An 18543-nucleotide genomic window follows, 5' to 3' on the forward strand; every position below is an offset into this window, starting at 1 on the left:
TTGCGGCGTTGGGGGGTGTCAGTGCCGCTGTTCGAACGGTTCGATTGCGATGACGCAGGGCTTGCCGCCACGTTCTCCGACTTCGAACATGACTGGTGCTCCGATCACAGCCGGCACACCATTTTTGCCAAGGTCATTGTACCTGACGAACACGCGCGTGCCTGGGATGTCATCACGCGCGACGAAAGCGAAGCGCTTAGCTACGTTGATGTGGGCGATGCGCCCCGGTAGTTTTTCGGTCTTGTCGGTAGGATCAACGTCAGGATCTCTCCAGGTGGAAAGACGCTTGGCACTCACAACGCGCGGCCGGCCTTTGTGATCTTGAACTTCAAACTCCAATGCCGTCCCAACGCGAGGCTCTATGCCCGCGCGCAGTAGTGCAAGTCGATGAACGAATACGTCGTCCATTGCCGGATAGTCGGAGCGCACGAACCCGAATCCGCGTTCCTCGTCCCAGCGGACCAATTCACCCCACGCCATTCTTAAAATCCTCGATAATTGAACGGAGCGCTTCGCCGCTAATAGCGGTAATGCAGGTGGTTGGACTGTCTTCATGCGCACCGAAATCCATCTGCGCCGCACTGGTTAGTACGCTCACCGAGGCCGGATCCATTTGGAAGATGATCGATACAATCGGCTCAGCATCGACGCGGCCAGCAACAACCCCCTCCAGCCAATCGCAAAACTGAAGTCCTCCCTCAGTCTCGAGCGCCGAGAAGTCGCGCACCGTCGCCGCCACATTGCCGAGTCCACGATCGGCTACGGCCGCCAGCAGCAAGCGCGCCATCTCCATATTGGTCAGGTGCGGCCGCTCGGAACCGCAGGCGACGGGCAGCAAGCCACCCTCCGAGGCGCGCTGCACTAGCCCAGCTACGCGATTTACATTCAGGCCAAGCCGACGCGCGACAGCCCGGCAAGCGCGACGCTTGCGCATGATTTTGCGATCCTAGTCATGAGAGGTGAAATGAAATGGCAGCCGCTTAGCTTGGCTGTGCCAAAAAAGGTGGCGACGCCGGGTGTGGGCCGGCGCGCCGAAGTCGTCACGTCGGACCACAAAACGTGGTCTATACTAACGTAAGAGTTTGGAGGCCTTGCGAGCGTACATGCCTAGGGTAAGTTGGAAGACGTTGTACCCCTGAAACCATTTGCGAACATCGGAGCTATCAATGCCGCTGTGCAACGCTGAGATTGATGCAGTCCTAAAAGTGCTTTGGCAAACCCACGCCATTCGCTGCTACTACGAAGATCGGGCCTTGGGTACAGATGAAGCGATGTGGAAGAACAACGGGGGCATTTTCACAAATTTCTCCCGTTACAACTCCCAAAAGTGGAAAGATATGATGGGAGAAGACGATCCTTCCGTTCGTGGCAGGAGAATTTCGCGTGCGTCTATGAGTCAGGCTCGGAGAGACTTCGAGATGAGCTACCGAGAACCAGTCAGATTCGCTCTTGGGCTAGTCGATAAAATTCGCTCGGCCGTCATTGAAGCCATAGAAGAGGATGGCCCCACGGACGACGGTGAGTATGAGGAAGAGGTTGGGACCAAGGCGTGGGAGGAAGTCGCTGCCGATCCGTCGGTAAGGGACACGGCGATGGAGATAGCAAGGAATTGGTGCAACGTGGACGTATCTTCGTTTCGGCTATAGCCGGGAGCTGTGGTTTTACTTGGCTCAAACCCGACGCCCATCGGGTTTGGCCAATTAGGTCAAAGCGGGCGCATGAGTACACGCCCTAAGCAGCGGCCTGCCCCTCTCTGGAAAGCGTCCCGTTCAGCGCAGCTGCCGCCGCTCGAACCTCCTTGCCGGCATGGCGCTGCGCATACTGGCCACTGAATCCCAGATATTCACCAATCTCTGCCAGGGTGCTGTCGGCCGATGCCATATCCAGCACCGTGCACGCCTTGTGGCCCAGTGCCTTGCGCAAGCGCTCCAGATCCATAGACCGCGCCAACTCAGCTTGCGCGTCGGGCGGATCCAGATCGAAGTGCTCGGTGTCGGCTTTGTCGCTCTTGCGCTGGCGGACCTTGCCGAACTCGACGTCCGGGCTAACCCACCTGTGCCCATTCCAAATTTTTACGAGCTTGTTGCCGTTCCAGCGCGCCCGCCTATTTTCGACCGCCCAAATCAGCTGCTTGGCGGACACGTCCACCAGTTCGCGGTCCATGTTCGGAGATACAGGCTGCTCATTCAGCTCGGTCGCATCCTCATCCGGCTCATTGTCGTTCGCAGCCATGAGCGGCGGCTCGTTCAGGCTGCGCCAGAGCTTGAGGCCCATGAAGGTGGCCTCCTCCTTCTCGCGCTTGGCCCACGTCATGCAGGGCGGCTGAGCGTGGTGTGTGGCATGTGTGGCTGGTGCAGATTCCAGCCAGGTGCGGCGAGCTGCAAGGTCAGTGAAGTCTCCTGCCGATAGCGGCTGGTTGTCGTTAGCTGCGATCATGGTGTCTCCGACGTGAGATATCTGACCGTCTGCGCGGCCTGGAAAAATAATCTGAAAATCTGCGGCGTCGCGTGTGCGATTGAGCGGCCGGTAGTTGGCGGACGGCCTGCCAGACTTCCGAATTACCCCTACCCTTGCATTCGCTTCTGGGTGGAATTCCAACCGGCCTATCGACCGAGTTGGGCTTCCATCCCAACGGTGGGGGTATAAGGGGGTTGGAACGAACACCCCGTTGGTACCCGTTGGCAGGGCGTTGGAAGGACCGTTGGAAGGCTTAGCTGGGCGCCATCCGCTTCTGACGGACTTCGTCCTCAACCACCACCAACCGCTCACGCTGCTTTGACGGCGGACCTTCCTTGACGACTGCAATCTTCTTTTCAGCAAACAATCTTGCCATCGCCTCCTCCAGCGCCTTCTTACTCGTACCCTCGCGTTCCGGCATGGTCGCCATGACAGTTGGCGCGTATGCGCTGCTTCTGGACGACGACACTCGCCTTCCGCTTCCGTTGATTGAGGAAAGCATCCTCAGGAATACGTCGTCGGCGTGGTTGGCTAATAGCGACGCGTGCGCCGAGGGCTTGCCGTCATCAAGAACGAAAGCCCCCTCGTGCCAGCGCAGCTTGGTTTCGGCACCCTTCCTGCCGTAGTTTGCTTTCATATTCTTCAGCAGGCGCAGATCTTCATCAGTCTTATCTGCAGTAAAATACAGCCTCGATCTCACCGAGTTATTCCATGCCGTTGAACCCGACAGGCCGCTGCCGGACTGCATGCCTTGCACGGATGGATGTGACAGCAGAAGCACGGCCAAATCACAGTCCATCGCAAAGCGCCGCAGCATCGAGACGAAGAATCGAACCTGCTTGCGGTTGATCTCATCGCCGCCAAACACGTCCGCTGCTGTATCAAGGATAAGAAGCTTAGGCCGGAATTCTGTCAGCAGGTCCGTAATCCGTTGGGCGAGGCCCGTAAGCTCAAGCTCACGGCTTCGGCGCCTTTCGGTCACCAGTTCGGCATCCTTTCCGGCCATGGGGATGACGCGCATCCGCCCCCTCAGGTCCGAGAACGTGCGCCTCATAACGGTCAGGATGTCATGGCCGCGTCGTTTGAGCTCGCCCTCGTCATCCTCCGCAGCAAGGTAGACGACCCGGCCCTCTGCCGGCCTAAATCCCAGCGTCTCCAGACCGAGCACGCCAGCCAGGCCGATCTGATAGGCCAGTAGGCTCTTGCCGGTGCCGCCATCACCGGAAAGCAGCGTCACCTGCCGATTGGGGATGAGACCATCGAGATACCATTGCCGTTCCGGGATGGCCTGCCCCTCCCATTCAGAGGGGTCAATGATCTTAATATCGTCGGGTTGCTTGTTATCGTTGGCCGGATTCGGTGTAGACGACGCTTCGATGATCTCACGCGCAGCGATAGCCTGCCGCATCCAACCCATGATCTTCGGTTCGATTCCCTCTAACGCGAGGGCGTCGGCCGTCATGCCGATCGGCGGCAGAGCTGCGGGGTCAGTCCAAACGAACGGAGTCGCAGTGAAAGACTCGGCGCCCCGGCTCGTGGCCTCAGACTTTACGGGCTTCATTGAGGCGAGCGCCCTTTCCGCAAAGAACCAAGTCTGAAATCTGCTTAGCCGCTTCCGGGCTGAATGTGGCGTTCCGCGCGAGCACGCAGCCGTTGGCGATTTTGATCTTGTGGAGTCGAATACCGTCAGCGACTTCAACGGAAATGCGCACAACGTCGGGCGCACCCGGGATGGGTGGCCAAAACGATAAGAGTTTCATGGAATTCCCCTTTGAGGGGTTGCCCTATCGGGCGGTGCACCTGGCGAAGGGCCAGTCGTGCTGGTGATGGATAGTATTGTTTCGCGGCCCAAACACTAAAAGGGAGCCAGACATGGGGCGCGCCGCCGCTGAGCGAAATGAGGCGACTAAGCCATAAACATTAGTTTGTTCAGCGACTTACGCAACATGAACATTCAAAACTTCCATTTGCCGGGCACTGGGCCAGGACAGCCTGTGAATCCTGCGGATAGTGCCGAAACACGGCCACACGCTACGCGGGACGTGCCATCGTTCTAATCCGATTCGAGAAGAACCACGGCCATGCTTACTGACATCTTCGCAGAGCGTTACAGGCAAACACAATTGTGGGGAACGTTTACGCAAACCGAGCGCCGGCTGCTCGTTCAGATGTTCCGAATATTCTCTGAGCAAGTTTGCCCGTTCAACGCCCACGACGACAACAAGAAGTTTTGGTCCGACGTTCAGAGCAGACTTTCAATGGAGTTCGGTTGCGTCTCTCTTTCTCCACTCAGTTATAACTTCATGGGCCAATTCAACGGCAAACCGCACCATTACTACGGTGACTTCACCATGGACGATGTTTGTCAAACGTGGTTCCTGAAGGAATTCGACGGAACCGAATCCACGGACCGCTTCGTCAAGGAGCGAGTGAGCTTCATCGAACTGGCATTCCGGCTTTCTGAGAATCGGATCGCGATCGCTAACGCCAACCTCCCCTCAGCCATCAAATTTGCGAAGGATTTCGATTTCTCGTCAGGGGCGCGACCGCCGCGATCAATTCGGGTCCCCGGAAGCTACGAAGATGGCATCCGTTCCGCAAACGAGAAAATGAACAAGGCTTTTCGAGAAGCGGTCGATGAGCTGAACGCCCGTTTCCGCCAAGCCGAATGCAAACTCAATTATCACAACGGTTTCGTGCAGATCGCAACAGATGAATTTACGCAAAACGAGATCGAAAAGCCGTTTTGGCGCTTGGTGGATTCTCCGAAATGGAAGAACGTCGACACCGATATGAAGGAAGCCTTCGATCGTCGCGATAACAGCGCGCGCGATCCAGCCTTCTACGCAGTCCGCGCTCTTGAAAGCGCAATCAAGATTATTTCTGACGACAAGGGGTGGACCCACGGAAAAGAGAAAGGTGCCCACAATTACATCGATAACCTTTCAAGCAAGGGTTTCATCACGGCGTGGGAGGCCTCCGGGCTGAAACACCTATTCACATCCGTCAGAAACCCGCTTGGCCACGGGCCAGGATCCGCCGAAATGCCAACGTTGACGGTGGAGCAGACGGATTGGGCAATCGACACAAGTTTGGGATGGGTCAAACGATTGGTCCGAAGCTCGTGATCACAGTTCGGCGCCTCCCCAGCGATGCGGAGGCCCCGAAAACTGGCTCTCAGAGCTCTCAGCATCAGCCACCGGGTAATTTGCCCTTTGGACCAGTCCGCGCATGGGAGGCCGGTTTCTGGGCCTTGGCGCCCACCCCGAACGCATGTGGAACGGCCAGCCCCATTCCGGGACTTTTTCCGGGACTTTGCGCCGCCAATCTGGGGATTTTGTCGGGTTTTGAGCGGTTTTTGTTCCGGGTAGTGTGTGGGACGAGGCCGGCATGCCATTGAAAATACGAAAGATTCAGGCCGCTAACCCCGCACCCGCCCCCATCGCATAGAAGCTCTGGAAGCTCGGATGCACCAGCGCTTCCGGCGCGATCGCGAGCACGATCAGCGCCGCCACCGCCAGCGTGCGGAAGGTGATCGCGCGGCGGTCGACGATCACGGCGATCAGCACCACGGCCGTCATGAAGAACGATCGCTGGGTCGCGACCTCCGCTCCCGACAGCAGCAGGTAGAACGCCGCCGCGACGAGCGCGGCCGCCGCCGCCCATTTCTTGATCGGGTGTCCGGCCGTCAACGCCGGAAACAGTGCAAGCAGCGCGCGGATCGTGAAAAAGACGACGCCCGCGACCACGGCCATGTGGTAGCCGGAAATCGACAGCACGTGGCCGAGGCCCGAGATGAACATCGCGTCGTTGACCGGCGTCGTGATCGCATCGCGCCGGCCGGTGAGCAGCGCGGTTGCGATCGCGCGCTGATCCCCATCGAGCGTGGTGCGGATGCGTGCGTCGATGGCATCGCGCAGCCACTGCATGAAGGCGGCATAACGCAGCGCAAGGCCACCAGTTGCCGGCGGCTCCCTGGTCTTCACCGTGCCCATCACGAAGCCGGACGCGCCGATACCCTGGAAATAGAGGTCGCGGCCGAAATCATAGGAGCCCGGCCGCTGCGGCCCGAGCGGCGGCATCAGCCGCGCCTTCAATTCGACGAAGCTGCCGACCTCGGGCGCGGTGCCCTTCTTCACCGAGAGCCTGACGCGCTCGAGTTTTGGCACCTCGCGCTGGCTTTCCATCGACACGACGCGCAGCACGAAGCGGTCGGTCTTCTCGCGGACGTCGCGTGTCTCGACGAAACCGGTCAGCGCCACGGAAAATATCGGCCGCGCCAGCACGCCATGGGCGATCCGCGCGGTCTTCCATGTTGCCATCGCAAAGCCCGCCGCGACCGCCGCCAGCATCACGACGGCGGGAAACACGCTGCGCCGCCGCAGCAGCAAGGCCAGCAGGCAGAGCGCGATTGCGACGGTCGCCGCGACCGACAGCACCGGCTCGTGCTCTGCCGCAAAATAGAATGCAATGCCGGTGCCGAACGCCACCGGCACCCACGGCAACAGCCGCCCGGCGCCCGTCTCCGCACGCGCCCATTGCCGCAATGTCTCGACGAGAGGCCGCCAGATACTGGCGCGCACCGGAACATAGCCACCGACCGGCGCGGCCGCGCGCGGCGGCCACGTCCCCGCGTAGCCGCGTCTGCCGCCCGGCGTCGTGCCCTGCTCCGCCATTCCGCTTGCGATCCCTGCCGGACCGCAGGCTAGCGGATGCCGCAGTCACCCGACTAGCGGAACGGAACCGAAACACGCAACCGAAAGCTGTGACCTGCGAGGACAATTGGACGCTCATCGGCGACGAGCGCGCGCGCAGGCGCCCCAAAGGCGCGCGCCTAGATCAATGGCGTCTGCGAGGAGACGTGATGGCAGGCGATCTTCCAGTCGCCGTCCTCGCACGCGATCACCCAGGTGATCTTTACGGCGAGCGAGGGCGCATCGCCGTCGAGGAAGAACGAGGCGATAGCAGCCATGTTGACGAGATCGGCATTCACGCGTTCGGTCCTGACGTCGCTGAACTGAACGCGCGGCGCGCGCCAGCGCGGCAGGCCGTCAAAGTAGGCTTTGACACCGTCGCAGCCGCGATAGAGCGTCGGGTTCGAGCCGAAGAAGAACGCGCTCTTGGAATACAGCGCAGCCGCATCGAGCTTGCCGAAACCTGCGGACCATCTGGCGATGATGGCGGAGGCGATATCGTCGGCTTCGTCAGGCATCGATCGCCTCCGTCCGTTGTTCGCGCCGGACCGCGCTAAGCCTTGCCCCCGACTTCCTTGGCGAAGGTGTCGCGCAGGCCGATGGTACGGTTGAACACCAGCCTGTCCGGCGTCGAATCTGCATCGCGCACGAAATAGCCCTGCCGCTCGAACTGCATCGCCTCAGGCGAATTGCCCTCTGCGATCGCAGGCTCGACCCGCGCATCGCTGAGCACTTCCAGCGACTGCGGGTTGAGGTCGGCGGCGAAATTCGCCGCGTTCGGGCTCGGGTTGGCGAACAGCTGATTGTAGATGCGGATTTCCGCCGGCTTCGACTGCGCCGCCGGCAACCAGTGCATCGTCGCCTTCACCTTGCGGCCGTCGGGCGCGTTGCCGCCCTTGGTCGCGGGATCGTAGGTCGCGCGGAGCTCGACGATCTCGCCGGCGGCGTCCTTCACGACGCTGGTGCACTTGATGAAGTAGGCATAGCGCAGCCGCACCTCATTGCCCGGCGAGAGGCGGAAGAACTTCTTCGGCGGGTTCTCCATGAAGTCGTCGCGCTCGATGTAAAGCTCGCGGCCGAATGCGATCTTGCGGGTGCCGGCGTCCGGATTGTCGGGATGGTTGATCGCCTCGATCTCCTCGACCTGCCCTTCCGGATAGTTCTCGATCACCACCTTGAGCGGCCGCAGCACCGCCATGCGGCGCAACGCGGTGCGGTTCAGCTCCTCACGGATGCAGAACTCGAGCATGCCGACATCGACCACGCTGTTGGCCTTGGCCACGCCGATGCGCTTGATGAACTCACGCACCGCCGCCGGCGGCACGCCGCGCCGCTTCAGGCCGGCGATGGTCGGCATCCGCGGATCGTCCCAGCCCGCGACGTGTCCGTCACGGACGAGCTGGGTCAGCACGCGCTTGGACAGCAGCGTGTAGGTCAGATTGAGCCGCGCCATTTCGTACTGACGCGGCTTCGAGGGTACGGGCAGCTTGTCGAGCAGCCACTCATAGAGCGGCCGGTGATCCTCGAACTCCAGCGTACAGATCGAATGGGTGATGCCCTCGATGGCGTCGGACTGGCCGTGCGCGTAATCGTAGCTCGGATAGATCGACCATTTGTCGCCGGTGCGCGGATGGTGGGCGTGCAGGATGCGGTACAGCACGGGATCGCGCAGGTTGATGTTGCCGGCGGACATGTCGATCTTGGCGCGCAGCACGCGGACGCCGTTCGAGAACTCGCCGGCCTTCATGCGGCGGAACAGGTCGAGGTTCTCCTCGACCGTGCGGTCGCGGAACGGCGAGTTCTTGCCGGGCTCGGTCAGCGTGCCGCGGGACAGCCGGATCTCCTCCTGCGACTGATCGTCGACATAGGCATGGCCAGCCTTGATCAGGCCCTCGGCCCAATCGTACAGGCGCTCGAAATAGTCCGAGGCAAAGAAGAGGTTTTTGCCCCAATCGTAGCCGAGCCAATGCACGTCGGCCTGGATCGAGTCGATGTACTCCTGCTCCTCCTTGGTCGGATTGGTGTCGTCGAAGCGCAAATTGCACTGGCCGCCGAACTCCTGCGCGATGCCGAAATTCAGGGCAATCGACTTGGCGTGACCGATATGCAGGTAGCCGTTTGGCTCCGGCGGGAAGCGGGTCACGATCCGATTGTGCTTGTGGGAGGAGAGATCGGCCTGGACGATGTCGCGGATGAAGTCGCGCCCTGCCTCTGCCGTCGTGTCAATCGTCATCAAAGGGTTCCCTGGAGGAGTCAGCTCAACCTTCTGCCAAATTCGCGCCGTCCGGCCAAGCCTGGTTTCAAAGCCTGGTTTCAAGCCTGGTTTGGCCTGCAAAAGGTCAGCCGGGGCTTTAGTTATGTTCGGTTCCTGATATACACCACCGCCCATTCCAGCATACGTCGCACTCGATCATGACCAATTCCGTCGTTACCCGCTTCGCCCCCTCGCCGACCGGCTTCCTCCACATCGGGGGCGCCCGCACTGCGCTGTTCAACTGGCTCTATGCCAGGAAGCTCGGCGGCAAGATGCTGCTCCGGATCGAGGACACCGACCGCGAACGCTCGACCAAGGAGGCGATCGACGCCATCCTGGACGGCCTGAAATGGCTCGAGCTCGATTGGGACGGCGATGTCATCTACCAGTTCAGCCGCGCCGCCCGCCATCGCGAGGTCGCCGAGGGCCTGCTCGCCGCCGGGCGCGCCTATTACTGCTACGCCACCCCGGAGGAGCTCACCGCGATGCGCGAAAAGGCGCGCGCCGAGGGCCGCACCCGGCTCTATGACGGCATGTGGCGCGAGCGCGATCCGGCGACCGCGCCCTCCGACGTCAAGCCGACCATCCGCCTCAAGGCACCGCAGAACGGCGAGACCGTGATCGAGGATCAGGTCCAGGGCCGCGTGGTCTGGCAGAATGAGAACCTCGACGACCTCGTCCTGCTCCGCGGCGACGGCACCCCGACCTACATGCTCGCGGTGGTGGTCGACGACCATGACATGGGCGTCACCCACATCATCCGCGGCGACGACCACCTGATCAACGCCGCGCGCCAGAAGCAGATCTACGACGCGCTGGAGTGGGAGCTGCCGAGCATGTCCCACATTCCGCTGATCCACGGACCCGACGGCTCGAAACTGTCGAAGCGCCATGGCGCGCTGGGCGTCGATGCCTACCGCGCCCTCGGCTATCTGCCGGCCGCCTTGCGCAACTATCTCGTCCGGCTCGGCTGGAGCCATGGCGACCAGGAGATCTTCTCGACCCAGGAGATGATCGACGCGTTCGATCTCTCGGGCATCGGCCGCTCGGCGGCGCGGTTCGATTTCGCCAAGCTCGAGAACCTCAACGGCCACTATATCCGGCAGAGCGACGATCAATCCCTCGTGACCCAGTTCGAGAGCGTGCTGGATTATGTTCCTGAGGGCGCAGCGCTGAAGGCCAAGCTCAATGACACCAGCTGCGCGCAATTGCTGCGGGCGATGCCGAGCCTGAAGGAGCGCGCCAAGACGCTGATCGAGCTGATCTCGGGCGCCTACTTCATTTTCGCCGATCGCCCGCTTGAGCTCGATCCGAAAGCGGCCGCGCTGCTCACGCCGGAAACGCGCGCATTGATCGGCCGGCTGCGCACCGCGCTGGAAGCCGTCAACGACTGGACGGCCGAAACCACCGAGACCGCCATGCGGAATTTCGCCGAGCAGTACAATCTGAAACTCGGCGCCGTCGCCCAGCCGCTGCGGGTGGCGCTGACGGGACGTACAACATCGCCGGGTATATTCGACGTGCTGGCCGTTCTGGGACGCCAGGAGTGTCTTGCCCGTCTCGCCGATCAGGCGGCGTGATCCTGCATGGACCCCCTCCAGGGTCCATCTTGCAGCGCACATTGCAATGAGCTACCCATCGCCGGACGCTTTCTCCACAAGCCGTTCCGCCCCGCCATGGGCCGCAAATTAGCGACTGGGCAAGGTCGGTTTTCGCAACGATTTCATCGGGGATCTCACGATGGACGCAAAATCCAGCAAGACAGCCACACTCACCATTGGCAACAAGAACTACGATTTCCCGATCCTGAGCGGCACGGTTGGGCCTGATGTCATCGACATCGGCAAGCTCTACGGCCAGGCCGGGGTGTTCACCTACGATCCCGGCTTCACCTCGACCGGCAGCTGCCAGTCGAAGATCACCTATATCGACGGCGACGCCGGTATCCTCGAATACCGCGGCTACCCGATCGAGCAGCTCGCCGAGCACGGTGACTTCCTCGAGACTTGCTATCTGCTGCTCTACGGGGAGCTTCCGACCCCGGCGCAGAAGAAGGATTTCGACTATCGCGTGATCCACCACACCATGGTGCACGAGCAGATGGCGCGTTTCTTCCAGGGCTTCCGCCGCGACGCGCATCCGATGGCGATCATGGTTGCTGCCGTCGGCGCGCTCGCCGCGTTCTACCATGACTCCACCGACATCAACGATCCGCGGCAGCGCATGATCGCCTCGATGCGGATGATCGCGAAGGTGCCGACGCTGGCGGCGATGGCCTACAAGTACACCATCGGCCAGCCCTTCATGTATCCGAAGAACTCGCTCTCCTTCGCCGAGAACTTCCTGCAGATGTGCTTCAGCGTGCCCTGCGAGGAATACAAGATTAATCCGGTGCTCGCCGACGCGCTCGACAAGATATTCATCCTGCATGCCGATCACGAGCAGAACGCCTCGACCTCGACAGTGCGTATCGCCGGCTCCTCCGGCGCCAATCCGTTCGCCTGCATCGCGGCCGGCATCGCCTGCCTGTGGGGTCCGGCCCATGGCGGCGCCAACGAAGCCGCGCTCGCCATGCTGTCGTCGATCGGAACGGTCGACAAGATTCCCGAATTCATCGCCAGGGTGAAGGACAAGAACAGCGAAGTCCGCCTGATGGGCTTCGGTCACCGGGTCTACAAGAACTACGATCCGCGCGCCAAGATCATGCAGAAGATGTGTCACGCGGTGCTGGCCGAGACCGGCCATGGCGATGACCCGATGCTGAAGGTTGCGCTCGAGCTCGAGAAGATCGCGCTCAGCGATCCCTACTTCATCGACCGCAAGCTCTACCCGAACGTCGACTTCTATTCGGGCATCACGCTGAAGGCGATGGGCTTCCCGACCTCGATGTTCACCGTGCTGTTCGCGGTCGCCCGCACCGTCGGCTGGATCAGCCAGTGGAGCGAGATGATCGAGGATCCGCAGCAGAAGATCGGTCGTCCGCGCCAGCTCTACACCGGCGTCGCGCGCCGCGACTACGTGACGATCGACAAGCGCAAGTAAGCTTCATCTCTGACAAGTTCGCGACGGCGCCATCATTCCTGATGGCGCCGTTTTCGTTTGCCGCGGGCGACTTCGGTCGCGAGCGCATCGAGACGCGGCAGCCAGAACGCCCTGAACCGGTCGAGCCAGGCGTCGACCTCGCGCAGCCGCCCCGGCTCGACGGCATAGATTCGGCGCGTGCCGTCGGCGCGCACCGACGCAAAACCGGCGTCGCGCAGGATCCGCAACTGCTGCGAGACCGCCGATTGGGTGATGCCGAACTCGCGCTGCACGACGGCGACGACGTCGCCCGAACTGTGCTCGCCGGTCGCCAGCAACTCCAGGATACGCCGGCGGACGGGATCGCCGAGGATGTCGAAGGCGTGCACAGCGCGCTAGCCTCCGCCGCCGGGTTCAGGCTCGCCGCAATAGAAGACGGTGGTGTTGGCTTCTGCCTTGCGCGCGGCCGCCTCATCCGTGCCGGCCTTGATCGAGGCTCGGCACCAGTCGGCGCTGCTGCGGCGGATGAAATCCTTGCCGTCGGCTGACGCAGGCCAGGCCGCGGCGGCCGCGCGGTCGAATGGCTGTCCCGGCGGCGTGGCGAAGTACAAAGCGAGCCCCATCAAGGCGAGGTCCCAGCCGACGCCGACCGCGCCAGGCCCGTAGCGATCCCAGAAGTCATCTTCGATGACCGAGAGGTGCTCCAGCTCCAAACGGGTTCCGCTGGAACCGTCGTCAGCCAGCGTCACCGTCACCCAGCTGACAGTGCCAGCAAACTCCCAGGTCACAGCAAGCTGACGCGGCGGCTCGCAGGCCGTGATCTGACCGCCGGCCTGCCCCTCGAACTGGTAGCGGCCGCCGAGTTTTAGGTCTCCGGAGATCGGCAGGAACCAGCGTGGGATGCGCTCGGGATTGGTCAGCGCGTCCCAGAGGTCGGCGATGTCGGTGTCGTAGCTGCGCGTCGCAATCACCGCCCGCGCCGGCTTGCCATCGTGGTCCCGGACGGCGACTTCGCGGACAACAGCTCCGACATAGGCGACAGGATCGATCTTCACGACGGCTCTCCGCATAAATATTAGCTATTACTAATATTAGCGCAGCCTAAATATTCAAAGCAAGCGGAACCGTTGCGGTCGTGTGCCGCCGCCGACGACAGAATGAGCGAATGGCTAGCTAGGCCGAGCGCCGGCTCATTTCCGCAAGCACGATGTCGGCGGCGCGGACGCTTGGCGGCTGGTCACCGGTCGACATCTTCCCGTCCATCGTCGCGAATGCCACGAGCTGCCGCAGACGGTCGGGCGAATCCGCGAGTACATCACCCAGCGCGTGCGCGAGCTTGTCCGGCGTGCAGTCCTCCTGCAGGAACTCGGGAATGATGTCGCTGCCGATCACGAGGTTGGCGAGGATCACCGACGACACCCGGATCGCACGGCGCAGGATGAACGCTTCGGCGGCACCGACGCGATACGCCGTCACCATCGGAATGCCCGACAGGGCGAGCTCCAGCGTCACCGTGCCCGACTTTGCGAGCGCCGCGCGGGCCACGCGGAATGCCGCGCGCTTCTCGATCTCGCCGATGGCAAGCCGTGGCGCCACGGGCCACGACGCGACGCCTTCGCGCACCATGGCCTCGAGATGCGGCATGGTGGGAAGCACGAGCTCGAACGGCGTCTGCGTGTTGAGCTGGCCGAGCGCCGCACCGAACAGCGCCAGATGATGCCTGATCTCGCTGCGCCGGCTTCCGGGCAGAACCAGCAGGACCGGAGGCTGCGCATCGCGCCGCTTCTGCTCCTCTTCGTTGGGCCGCAGCGAAGTGAGCTGCTCCGTCAGGGGATGGCCGACATAGCTGCATGGCGGTCCCTGCAGCTTGCGATATTCCTCCGGCTCAAACGGCAGCAGCGCCAGCACGTGATCGACATAGCGTCGCATCGCGCGCGCCCTGCCCGGCCGCCAGGCCCAGACCGATGGCGACACGTAGTCGACGATCGCAATGTCCGGGTTGCGCGCGCGGACGCGGCGGGCGACGCGGTGGGTGAAGTCAGGGCTGTCGATGATGACGAGCATGTCAGGGGCATCGGCGAGCACGGCATCGGCCGTACGCCGGATCAATTGCAGGATCTTCGGCAATTGCTTCACGACGGCGGCAAAGCCGATGATCGAGAGCTCCTCGATCGGAAACAGCGGATCGATGCCCTCGCTCGTCATCTGCCGGCCGCCGACGCCGGAAAATTGCACGGCATCGCCGAGGCGCTGACGCAGCACCTTCATCAGCGCCGCGCCAAGGCGGTCGCCGGACTCCTCGGTCGCGATGAGGAAGATCTTGCGGCCGCTGCTGGGACTTCGCGCCTGCATCAGCCCGCCAGTCCGATGACGAACAGCCCCTTGGCGTCGGCGGCCTCGATCAGGGCCTGCGGCTCGGCGGCAAGCGTATTGCCAGCGATCACGGCGATGCCGGCGATGCCCGCCGCGGCCGCGCCCTCGACCGTGCGTGGACCGATGGTCGGCAGATCGAAGCGGAGATCCTGCTTGCTCTTGGGCGCCTTCACCAGTACGCCGCGGCCGGCCTTGGCGCGGATGCGGCCGTCGGCGCGCAGCCGCGCCACCCGCGCCAGGAGCCCATCGGTGCCTTCGATGTCCTCGACCGCGACCACGTGACCGTCGATCACCACGGCGGCCTGACCGATGTCGAACGGTCCAAGCGCATCGAGCACACCGCGTCCGCGCGCAATGTCGGCGAGCGCGCTCGAGTCCGGCGTCGTGCGCGTCACGGCGCCCTCGGGCATCAGGAGATCCGGCGCGACATCCTTGATGCCGACCATGCGAAATCCCTGCTGCTCGAGGATGCGGCCGACGCTCGACAACAAATGATCATCGCCGCCGCGGAACGCGCGCACGACATGGCCGAGTAGCCGCAGCGTGCCCCAGTCGAGCCGGATCTCCGACAGCGCGGGACGCACCAGGGTGCCGATGAAGATCAGGTCGCGGCAGCCTTCGTCGCGGAACAACCGGGTCGCGCGTCCGAGCTGGCCGACCGAGATCCAGCGATGACGAAACCGCTGCGCGCGCGCCGGATCGCAGGCGCCACGCAGCGCGAACAGCACCGGCGTGATGCCGCGCGCGGTGAGCTGATCGGCGACCGCGAACGGCATGGCGCCGCCGCCGGCGATCACGCCGACCGGCGAAGAAAGCGAGGGAGCCGCTGACGTCATGCTGGCGGCCATCCCCTGCTCAGTTGGTATCGGCGGGAAGACAGAGCGGCCGGAGCTTGCCGCCCTCGATGAAGGCGAGGATTTCCGCGATCGCAGGATCCTCACCCGCCAGCGGCTGCACCGAAGCCAGCCGCTCGGCGAAGATGCCGGGACCGTGGAACAGTTTCTGATAGAACGCGCGCACCACAGCCAGCCGCGCCTTGGTGAACTGGCGCCGCCGCATGCCGATGATGTTGAGCCCTTCGAGCACCGCGTATTGACCGTTGGCTAACCCGAACGGGATGATGTCGCCGCGCACCCCGCAGACGCCGCCGATCATCACCTGCGAGCCGACGCGGGCGAACTGGTGCACCGCCGACAGGCCGCCGATATAGACGAAGTCGCCGATCTCGCAGTGACCGCCGAGCGTCGCTGAGGTTGCGAAGATCACGCCATTGCCGACCATGCAGTCATGGCCGACATGGCTGTTGTTCATGAAGAAGCCGCGATCGCCAACGCGGGTGAGCCCGCCGCCCTTGACCGTGCCGACATTCATCGTCACGCCTTCGCGGATCGTGCAGGCTTCGCCGACTTCGAGACGGGTCGGCTCGCCGCGATAGCTGAGATCCTGCGGCGGCCCGCCGAGCGCGGCAAACGGCGAGATGACGCAACCGGCGCCGATCTTCGTGTGCCCGCTGATCGTGACATGCGCGATCAGCTTGCAGTTCTCGCCCAGCACGACGTTAGGACCGATGATGCAGTACGGACCGATCTCGGTGCCGGCCCCGATCACAGCGCCATCCGCAATCCGCGCAGTGGGGTCGATCATGCTCATGTCGTTACGGTCCGGAATTCGTTAGTGGCGCCAAGGCGCTATCAAGGCGTTATGCTGTCGGGTTCGGCGGTCGTTAGCGCGACTTTGCCCGCCCTGTCCAGTGACGTATGATGACGACCTGTTGCAAACGAGAAGGTCGCAACCGATCCATGGTCCGGGCCGCCGCGCTGATCCTCAGCCTGTTCTCCGCGCCGATCGGCCCGGAGACCGTCGATCTCGGCAACAGCACAAGCGTCGATCTCTCGACCTTCGACTGTCGCGACATCAACCGCAGCACGATCGTCCAGCGAGTCTGCTACAGCGCGGGCGAACGCACGCTGCTGGTCGCGGTCAGGGGCAGCTACCAGCATTATTGCGGCGTGCCTGCCGGAAGCTACGACGCGCTGATGATCGCACCATCGATGGGCATCTTCCTCAATCGAGTCCTGCGCATCGCCGGCGCGGACGGCCGGTATGCTTGTAGGACGTCGTGACCTCGGCGGCTCAGGGCTTCTTCCTTTGACGCGTTTTCTTCACGCGAACCGGGGGCCACTTCGCTCGAAAACGCTCTAATCCGTCAGCATCGCGCCGACATCGGCCTCGGCGACAACCTGACCGTTGACCTTGGCGTCGCCGTGAAACCACCACATCGTCTTGCGGCGGCCGAGCAAGCGCATGTGGTACTCGATGGTGTCACCGGGCATCACCGGTTTCCTGAACTTGCACTTGTCGATGGTGAGGAAATACACCGCGCGCGGCTTCTCGGTGCCCTCGACCGACTTGATGCCGATCACGCCGGCAGTCTGGGCCATTGCCTCGATCATCATTACGCCGGGGTACACCGGACGATCCGGGAAATGCCCCTGGAACGGCGGCTCGTTGAAGGTGACGTTCTTGATGCCGATACCGCTGTAATCGGTGCGGATCTTGATCACGCGGTCGATCAGCAACATCGGAAAGCGATGCGGGAGCGTCTTCAGGATATCGTTGATATCCACGAGCTCGAATTTGACCGGTGCCTCCTCCATCACTCCTGTTCCTTGCCTTTGGCTTCGTTGTCGCGCACCAGGCGCTCCACCGCGATAATTTCCCTGAACCACTGCTTGGTCGGCTTGGCGAAATGCCCGCCCCAGCGACCATTGGCCGGAATGTCGTCCTTGACCGCGCTCATCGCCGTCACCTGGGCGCCATCGCCGATCTTGAGGTGGTTGTTGATGCCCACCTTGGCACCGAGCGCGACATTGTCGCCGATCGTCAGACTGCCCGCGAGCCCGATCTGGGCTGCGAGCAGGCAGTGCCGGCCGATGGTCACATTGTGGCCAATCTGGACCTGGTTGTCGATTTTGGTGCCCTCGCCGATCACGGTGTCGCGCAGGGAACCGCGGTCTATGGTCGAGGCGGCGCCGACCTCGACATTGTTCTGGATCACCACGCGGCCGGTCTGCGGCACCTTCACGTGCCCTGCCGGCCCGAAGAAGATGAAGCCGTAGCCGTCCTGGCCGATATTGCAGGCCGGGTGGATCAGCACGTTGTTGCCGATCAGCGCGAACTGAATGGTGGTCTTGGCGCCGACATTGCAGTCGCGGCCGATCTTGACGTCGGCGCCGATCACCGCTCCGGCGCCGATGATGGTGCCGGAGCCGATCTCGACCCGCGGGCCGATCACGACCAGCGGATCGACGATGACGCCGTCCTCGAGGCGCGCGGTGGGATCGATGATCGCCGACGGGGCGATGCCCTCGGTCCCGAACCAGGATTGCGGCCGCAGCGCATCGGCGTGCCATTCGCGGGCGAGCTCGACGAACACCTGGAACGGTTTTGCGGCGCGCAGCACGGCGGTGCCCTTCGGCACTTGCGCCTCGAAACGCGGGCTGACCAGACAGGCGCCGGCCTTGGTCGCGGCGAGCTGGTCGGCGTATTTGAGATTGTCGAAAAAGGCGAGATGCATCGGACCGGCCTCGTCGAGCGAGGCCAGCCCCCTGATCTGAAGCGCGCCCCTTTCGGGGTCGACCAGTTGCGCCTTCGTCAGCGCGGCAATTTCAGCCAGCGATGACGAAGGAGGACTCTTGAAGAAGATCGGCTGCGCCATTCCATCCGTCGCAGTCCGGTCGAGCA

19 protein-coding genes and 1 pseudogene are annotated in these 18543 nt (G+C 62.8%); 5 read left to right on the forward strand and 15 right to left on the reverse strand.

All coding sequences use genetic code 11. The features are described from left to right. Positions 1-18: 18 nt before the first annotated feature. Entirely contained in the window at positions 19-480 is a 462-nt protein-coding gene (locus HAP47_RS21760; protein WP_173642833.1) for a cold-shock protein, read from the reverse strand. Continuing rightward, a complete protein-coding gene (locus HAP47_RS21765) occupies positions 467-838 on the reverse strand; it encodes a hypothetical protein (RefSeq protein ID WP_173642832.1) in 372 nt (123 codons plus the stop codon). Before HAP47_RS21765 ends, HAP47_RS21760 begins: the two co-directional genes overlap by 14 nt. Positions 839-1166: 328 nt before the next feature. Here HAP47_RS21765 and HAP47_RS21770 point away from each other — a divergent pair, with 328 nt between their 5' ends. Beyond that, the gene (locus tag HAP47_RS21770) at positions 1167-1646 is read left to right on the forward strand and encodes a hypothetical protein (RefSeq protein ID WP_173642831.1); all 480 of its coding nucleotides are present in this window, start codon (positions 1167-1169) and stop codon (positions 1644-1646) included. 85 nt (positions 1647-1731) lie between these two features. On the opposite strand, the gene HAP47_RS21775 is transcribed toward HAP47_RS21770, so the two are convergent. The 3 genes from HAP47_RS21775 to HAP47_RS21785 form a co-directional block, all read right to left on the reverse strand. After that, entirely contained in the window at positions 1732-2436 is a 705-nt protein-coding gene (locus HAP47_RS21775) for a hypothetical protein (RefSeq protein WP_173642830.1), read from the reverse strand. A gap of 274 nt (positions 2437-2710) precedes the next feature. Then, positions 2711-3919, reverse strand: a complete 1209-nt coding sequence (locus HAP47_RS21780; protein WP_173642829.1) for an AAA family ATPase — start codon at positions 3917-3919, stop codon at positions 2711-2713. A gap of 79 nt (positions 3920-3998) precedes the next feature. After that, positions 3999-4217 (reverse strand): hypothetical protein, encoded by a 219-nt coding sequence (locus HAP47_RS21785; RefSeq protein WP_173642828.1) that lies wholly within the window; start codon positions 4215-4217, stop codon positions 3999-4001. Between the two features lie 321 nt (positions 4218-4538). Here HAP47_RS21785 and HAP47_RS21790 point away from each other — a divergent pair, with 321 nt between their 5' ends. Then, positions 4539-5585 carry an AbiJ-NTD4 domain-containing protein gene (locus HAP47_RS21790; protein ID WP_173642827.1) on the forward strand — a complete coding sequence of 349 codons (1047 nt, stop codon included), beginning with the start codon at positions 4539-4541 and terminating at the stop codon, positions 5583-5585. A 303-nt stretch (positions 5586-5888) separates the two neighbouring features. On the opposite strand, the pseudogene HAP47_RS21795 reads toward HAP47_RS21790, so the two are convergent. From HAP47_RS21795 to HAP47_RS21805, 3 genes and pseudogenes are all read right to left on the reverse strand, one after another. Then, a pseudogene (locus HAP47_RS21795) lies at positions 5889-7133 on the reverse strand (ComEC/Rec2 family competence protein); the annotation flags it as partial. A gap of 158 nt (positions 7134-7291) precedes the next feature. After that, positions 7292-7669, reverse strand: a complete 378-nt coding sequence (locus HAP47_RS21800) for a YybH family protein (RefSeq protein WP_173642825.1) — start codon at positions 7667-7669, stop codon at positions 7292-7294. Between the two features lie 35 nt (positions 7670-7704). Beyond that, the gene (locus tag HAP47_RS21805; RefSeq protein WP_173642824.1) at positions 7705-9384 is read right to left on the reverse strand and encodes a glutamine--tRNA ligase/YqeY domain fusion protein; all 1680 of its coding nucleotides are present in this window, start codon (positions 9382-9384) and stop codon (positions 7705-7707) included. Between the two features lie 179 nt (positions 9385-9563). On the opposite strand from HAP47_RS21805, the gene gltX reads away from it, so the two are divergent. Further along, a complete protein-coding gene (gene gltX, locus HAP47_RS21810; protein ID WP_173642823.1) occupies positions 9564-10985 on the forward strand; it encodes a glutamate--tRNA ligase in 1422 nt (473 codons plus the stop codon). A gap of 160 nt (positions 10986-11145) precedes the next feature. Next, complete coding sequence (gene gltA, locus HAP47_RS21815) at positions 11146-12447, forward strand: citrate synthase (protein WP_173642822.1); 1302 nt, start codon at positions 11146-11148, stop codon at positions 12445-12447. A 32-nt stretch (positions 12448-12479) separates the two neighbouring features. Here gltA and HAP47_RS21820 read toward each other — a convergent pair whose 3' ends face one another. From HAP47_RS21820 to lpxA, 5 genes are all read right to left on the reverse strand, one after another. Further along, entirely contained in the window at positions 12480-12815 is a 336-nt protein-coding gene (locus HAP47_RS21820) for an ArsR/SmtB family transcription factor (protein ID WP_173642821.1), read from the reverse strand. Between the two features lie 6 nt (positions 12816-12821). After that, complete coding sequence (locus tag HAP47_RS21825; RefSeq protein WP_231168332.1) at positions 12822-13481, reverse strand: SRPBCC family protein; 660 nt, start codon at positions 13479-13481, stop codon at positions 12822-12824. Positions 13482-13599: 118 nt separating this feature from the next. Continuing rightward, positions 13600-14778 carry a lipid-A-disaccharide synthase gene (gene lpxB / locus HAP47_RS21830; RefSeq protein ID WP_173642819.1) on the reverse strand — a complete coding sequence of 393 codons (1179 nt, stop codon included), beginning with the start codon at positions 14776-14778 and terminating at the stop codon, positions 13600-13602. Then, positions 14778-15635, reverse strand: coding sequence for an LpxI family protein (locus HAP47_RS21835; RefSeq protein WP_173642818.1), 858 nt, complete (start codon positions 15633-15635; stop codon positions 14778-14780). Before HAP47_RS21835 ends, lpxB begins: the two co-directional genes overlap by 1 nt. A 19-nt stretch (positions 15636-15654) precedes the next feature. Further along, positions 15655-16449 carry an acyl-ACP--UDP-N-acetylglucosamine O-acyltransferase gene (lpxA, locus tag HAP47_RS21840; RefSeq protein ID WP_173642817.1) on the reverse strand — a complete coding sequence of 265 codons (795 nt, stop codon included), beginning with the start codon at positions 16447-16449 and terminating at the stop codon, positions 15655-15657. A 149-nt stretch (positions 16450-16598) separates the two neighbouring features. Here lpxA and HAP47_RS21845 point away from each other — a divergent pair, with 149 nt between their 5' ends. Continuing rightward, the gene (locus HAP47_RS21845) at positions 16599-16922 is read left to right on the forward strand and encodes a KTSC domain-containing protein (RefSeq protein ID WP_173642816.1); all 324 of its coding nucleotides are present in this window, start codon (positions 16599-16601) and stop codon (positions 16920-16922) included. Positions 16923-16997: 75 nt separating this feature from the next. On the opposite strand, the gene fabZ is transcribed toward HAP47_RS21845, so the two are convergent. Further along, a complete protein-coding gene (gene fabZ / locus HAP47_RS21850) occupies positions 16998-17456 on the reverse strand; it encodes a 3-hydroxyacyl-ACP dehydratase FabZ (RefSeq protein ID WP_173642815.1) in 459 nt (152 codons plus the stop codon). Continuing rightward, the gene (lpxD, locus tag HAP47_RS21855) at positions 17456-18517 is read right to left on the reverse strand and encodes a UDP-3-O-(3-hydroxymyristoyl)glucosamine N-acyltransferase (protein ID WP_092114606.1); all 1062 of its coding nucleotides are present in this window, start codon (positions 18515-18517) and stop codon (positions 17456-17458) included. Before lpxD ends, fabZ begins: the two co-directional genes overlap by 1 nt. Positions 18518-18543 lie beyond the last annotated feature (26 nt).

This window comes from Bradyrhizobium sp. 41S5 (genome assembly GCF_011516665.3).
GTDB lineage: Bacteria > Pseudomonadota > Alphaproteobacteria > Rhizobiales > Xanthobacteraceae > Bradyrhizobium > Bradyrhizobium quebecense.

Coding starts and splice junctions, on each gene's coding strand:
- HAP47_RS21760 (WP_173642833.1), bottom strand. CDS start 480: ATGGCGTGGGGTGAATTGGTCCGCTGGGACGAGGAACGCGGATTCGGG.
- HAP47_RS21770 (WP_173642831.1), top strand. CDS start 1,167: ATGCCGCTGTGCAACGCTGAGATTGATGCAGTCCTAAAAGTGCTTTGG.
- HAP47_RS21775 (WP_173642830.1), bottom strand. CDS start 2,436: ATGATCGCAGCTAACGACAACCAGCCGCTATCGGCAGGAGACTTCACT.
- HAP47_RS21780 (WP_173642829.1), bottom strand. CDS start 3,919: ATGACGGCCGACGCCCTCGCGTTAGAGGGAATCGAACCGAAGATCATG.
- HAP47_RS21785 (WP_173642828.1), bottom strand. CDS start 4,217: ATGAAACTCTTATCGTTTTGGCCACCCATCCCGGGTGCGCCCGACGTT.
- HAP47_RS21790 (WP_173642827.1), top strand. CDS start 4,539: ATGCTTACTGACATCTTCGCAGAGCGTTACAGGCAAACACAATTGTGG.
- HAP47_RS21800 (WP_173642825.1), bottom strand. CDS start 7,669: ATGCCTGACGAAGCCGACGATATCGCCTCCGCCATCATCGCCAGATGG.
- HAP47_RS21805 (WP_173642824.1), bottom strand. CDS start 9,384: ATGACGATTGACACGACGGCAGAGGCAGGGCGCGACTTCATCCGCGAC.
- gltX (WP_173642823.1), top strand. CDS start 9,564: ATGACCAATTCCGTCGTTACCCGCTTCGCCCCCTCGCCGACCGGCTTC.
- gltA (WP_173642822.1), top strand. CDS start 11,146: ATGGACGCAAAATCCAGCAAGACAGCCACACTCACCATTGGCAACAAG.
- lpxB (WP_173642819.1), bottom strand. CDS start 14,778: ATGCAGGCGCGAAGTCCCAGCAGCGGCCGCAAGATCTTCCTCATCGCG.
- HAP47_RS21835 (WP_173642818.1), bottom strand. CDS start 15,635: ATGACGTCAGCGGCTCCCTCGCTTTCTTCGCCGGTCGGCGTGATCGCC.
- lpxA (WP_173642817.1), bottom strand. CDS start 16,449: ATGAGCATGATCGACCCCACTGCGCGGATTGCGGATGGCGCTGTGATC.
- HAP47_RS21845 (WP_173642816.1), top strand. CDS start 16,599: ATGGTCCGGGCCGCCGCGCTGATCCTCAGCCTGTTCTCCGCGCCGATC.
- fabZ (WP_173642815.1), bottom strand. CDS start 17,456: ATGGAGGAGGCACCGGTCAAATTCGAGCTCGTGGATATCAACGATATC.
- lpxD (WP_092114606.1), bottom strand. CDS start 18,517: ATGGCGCAGCCGATCTTCTTCAAGAGTCCTCCTTCGTCATCGCTGGCT.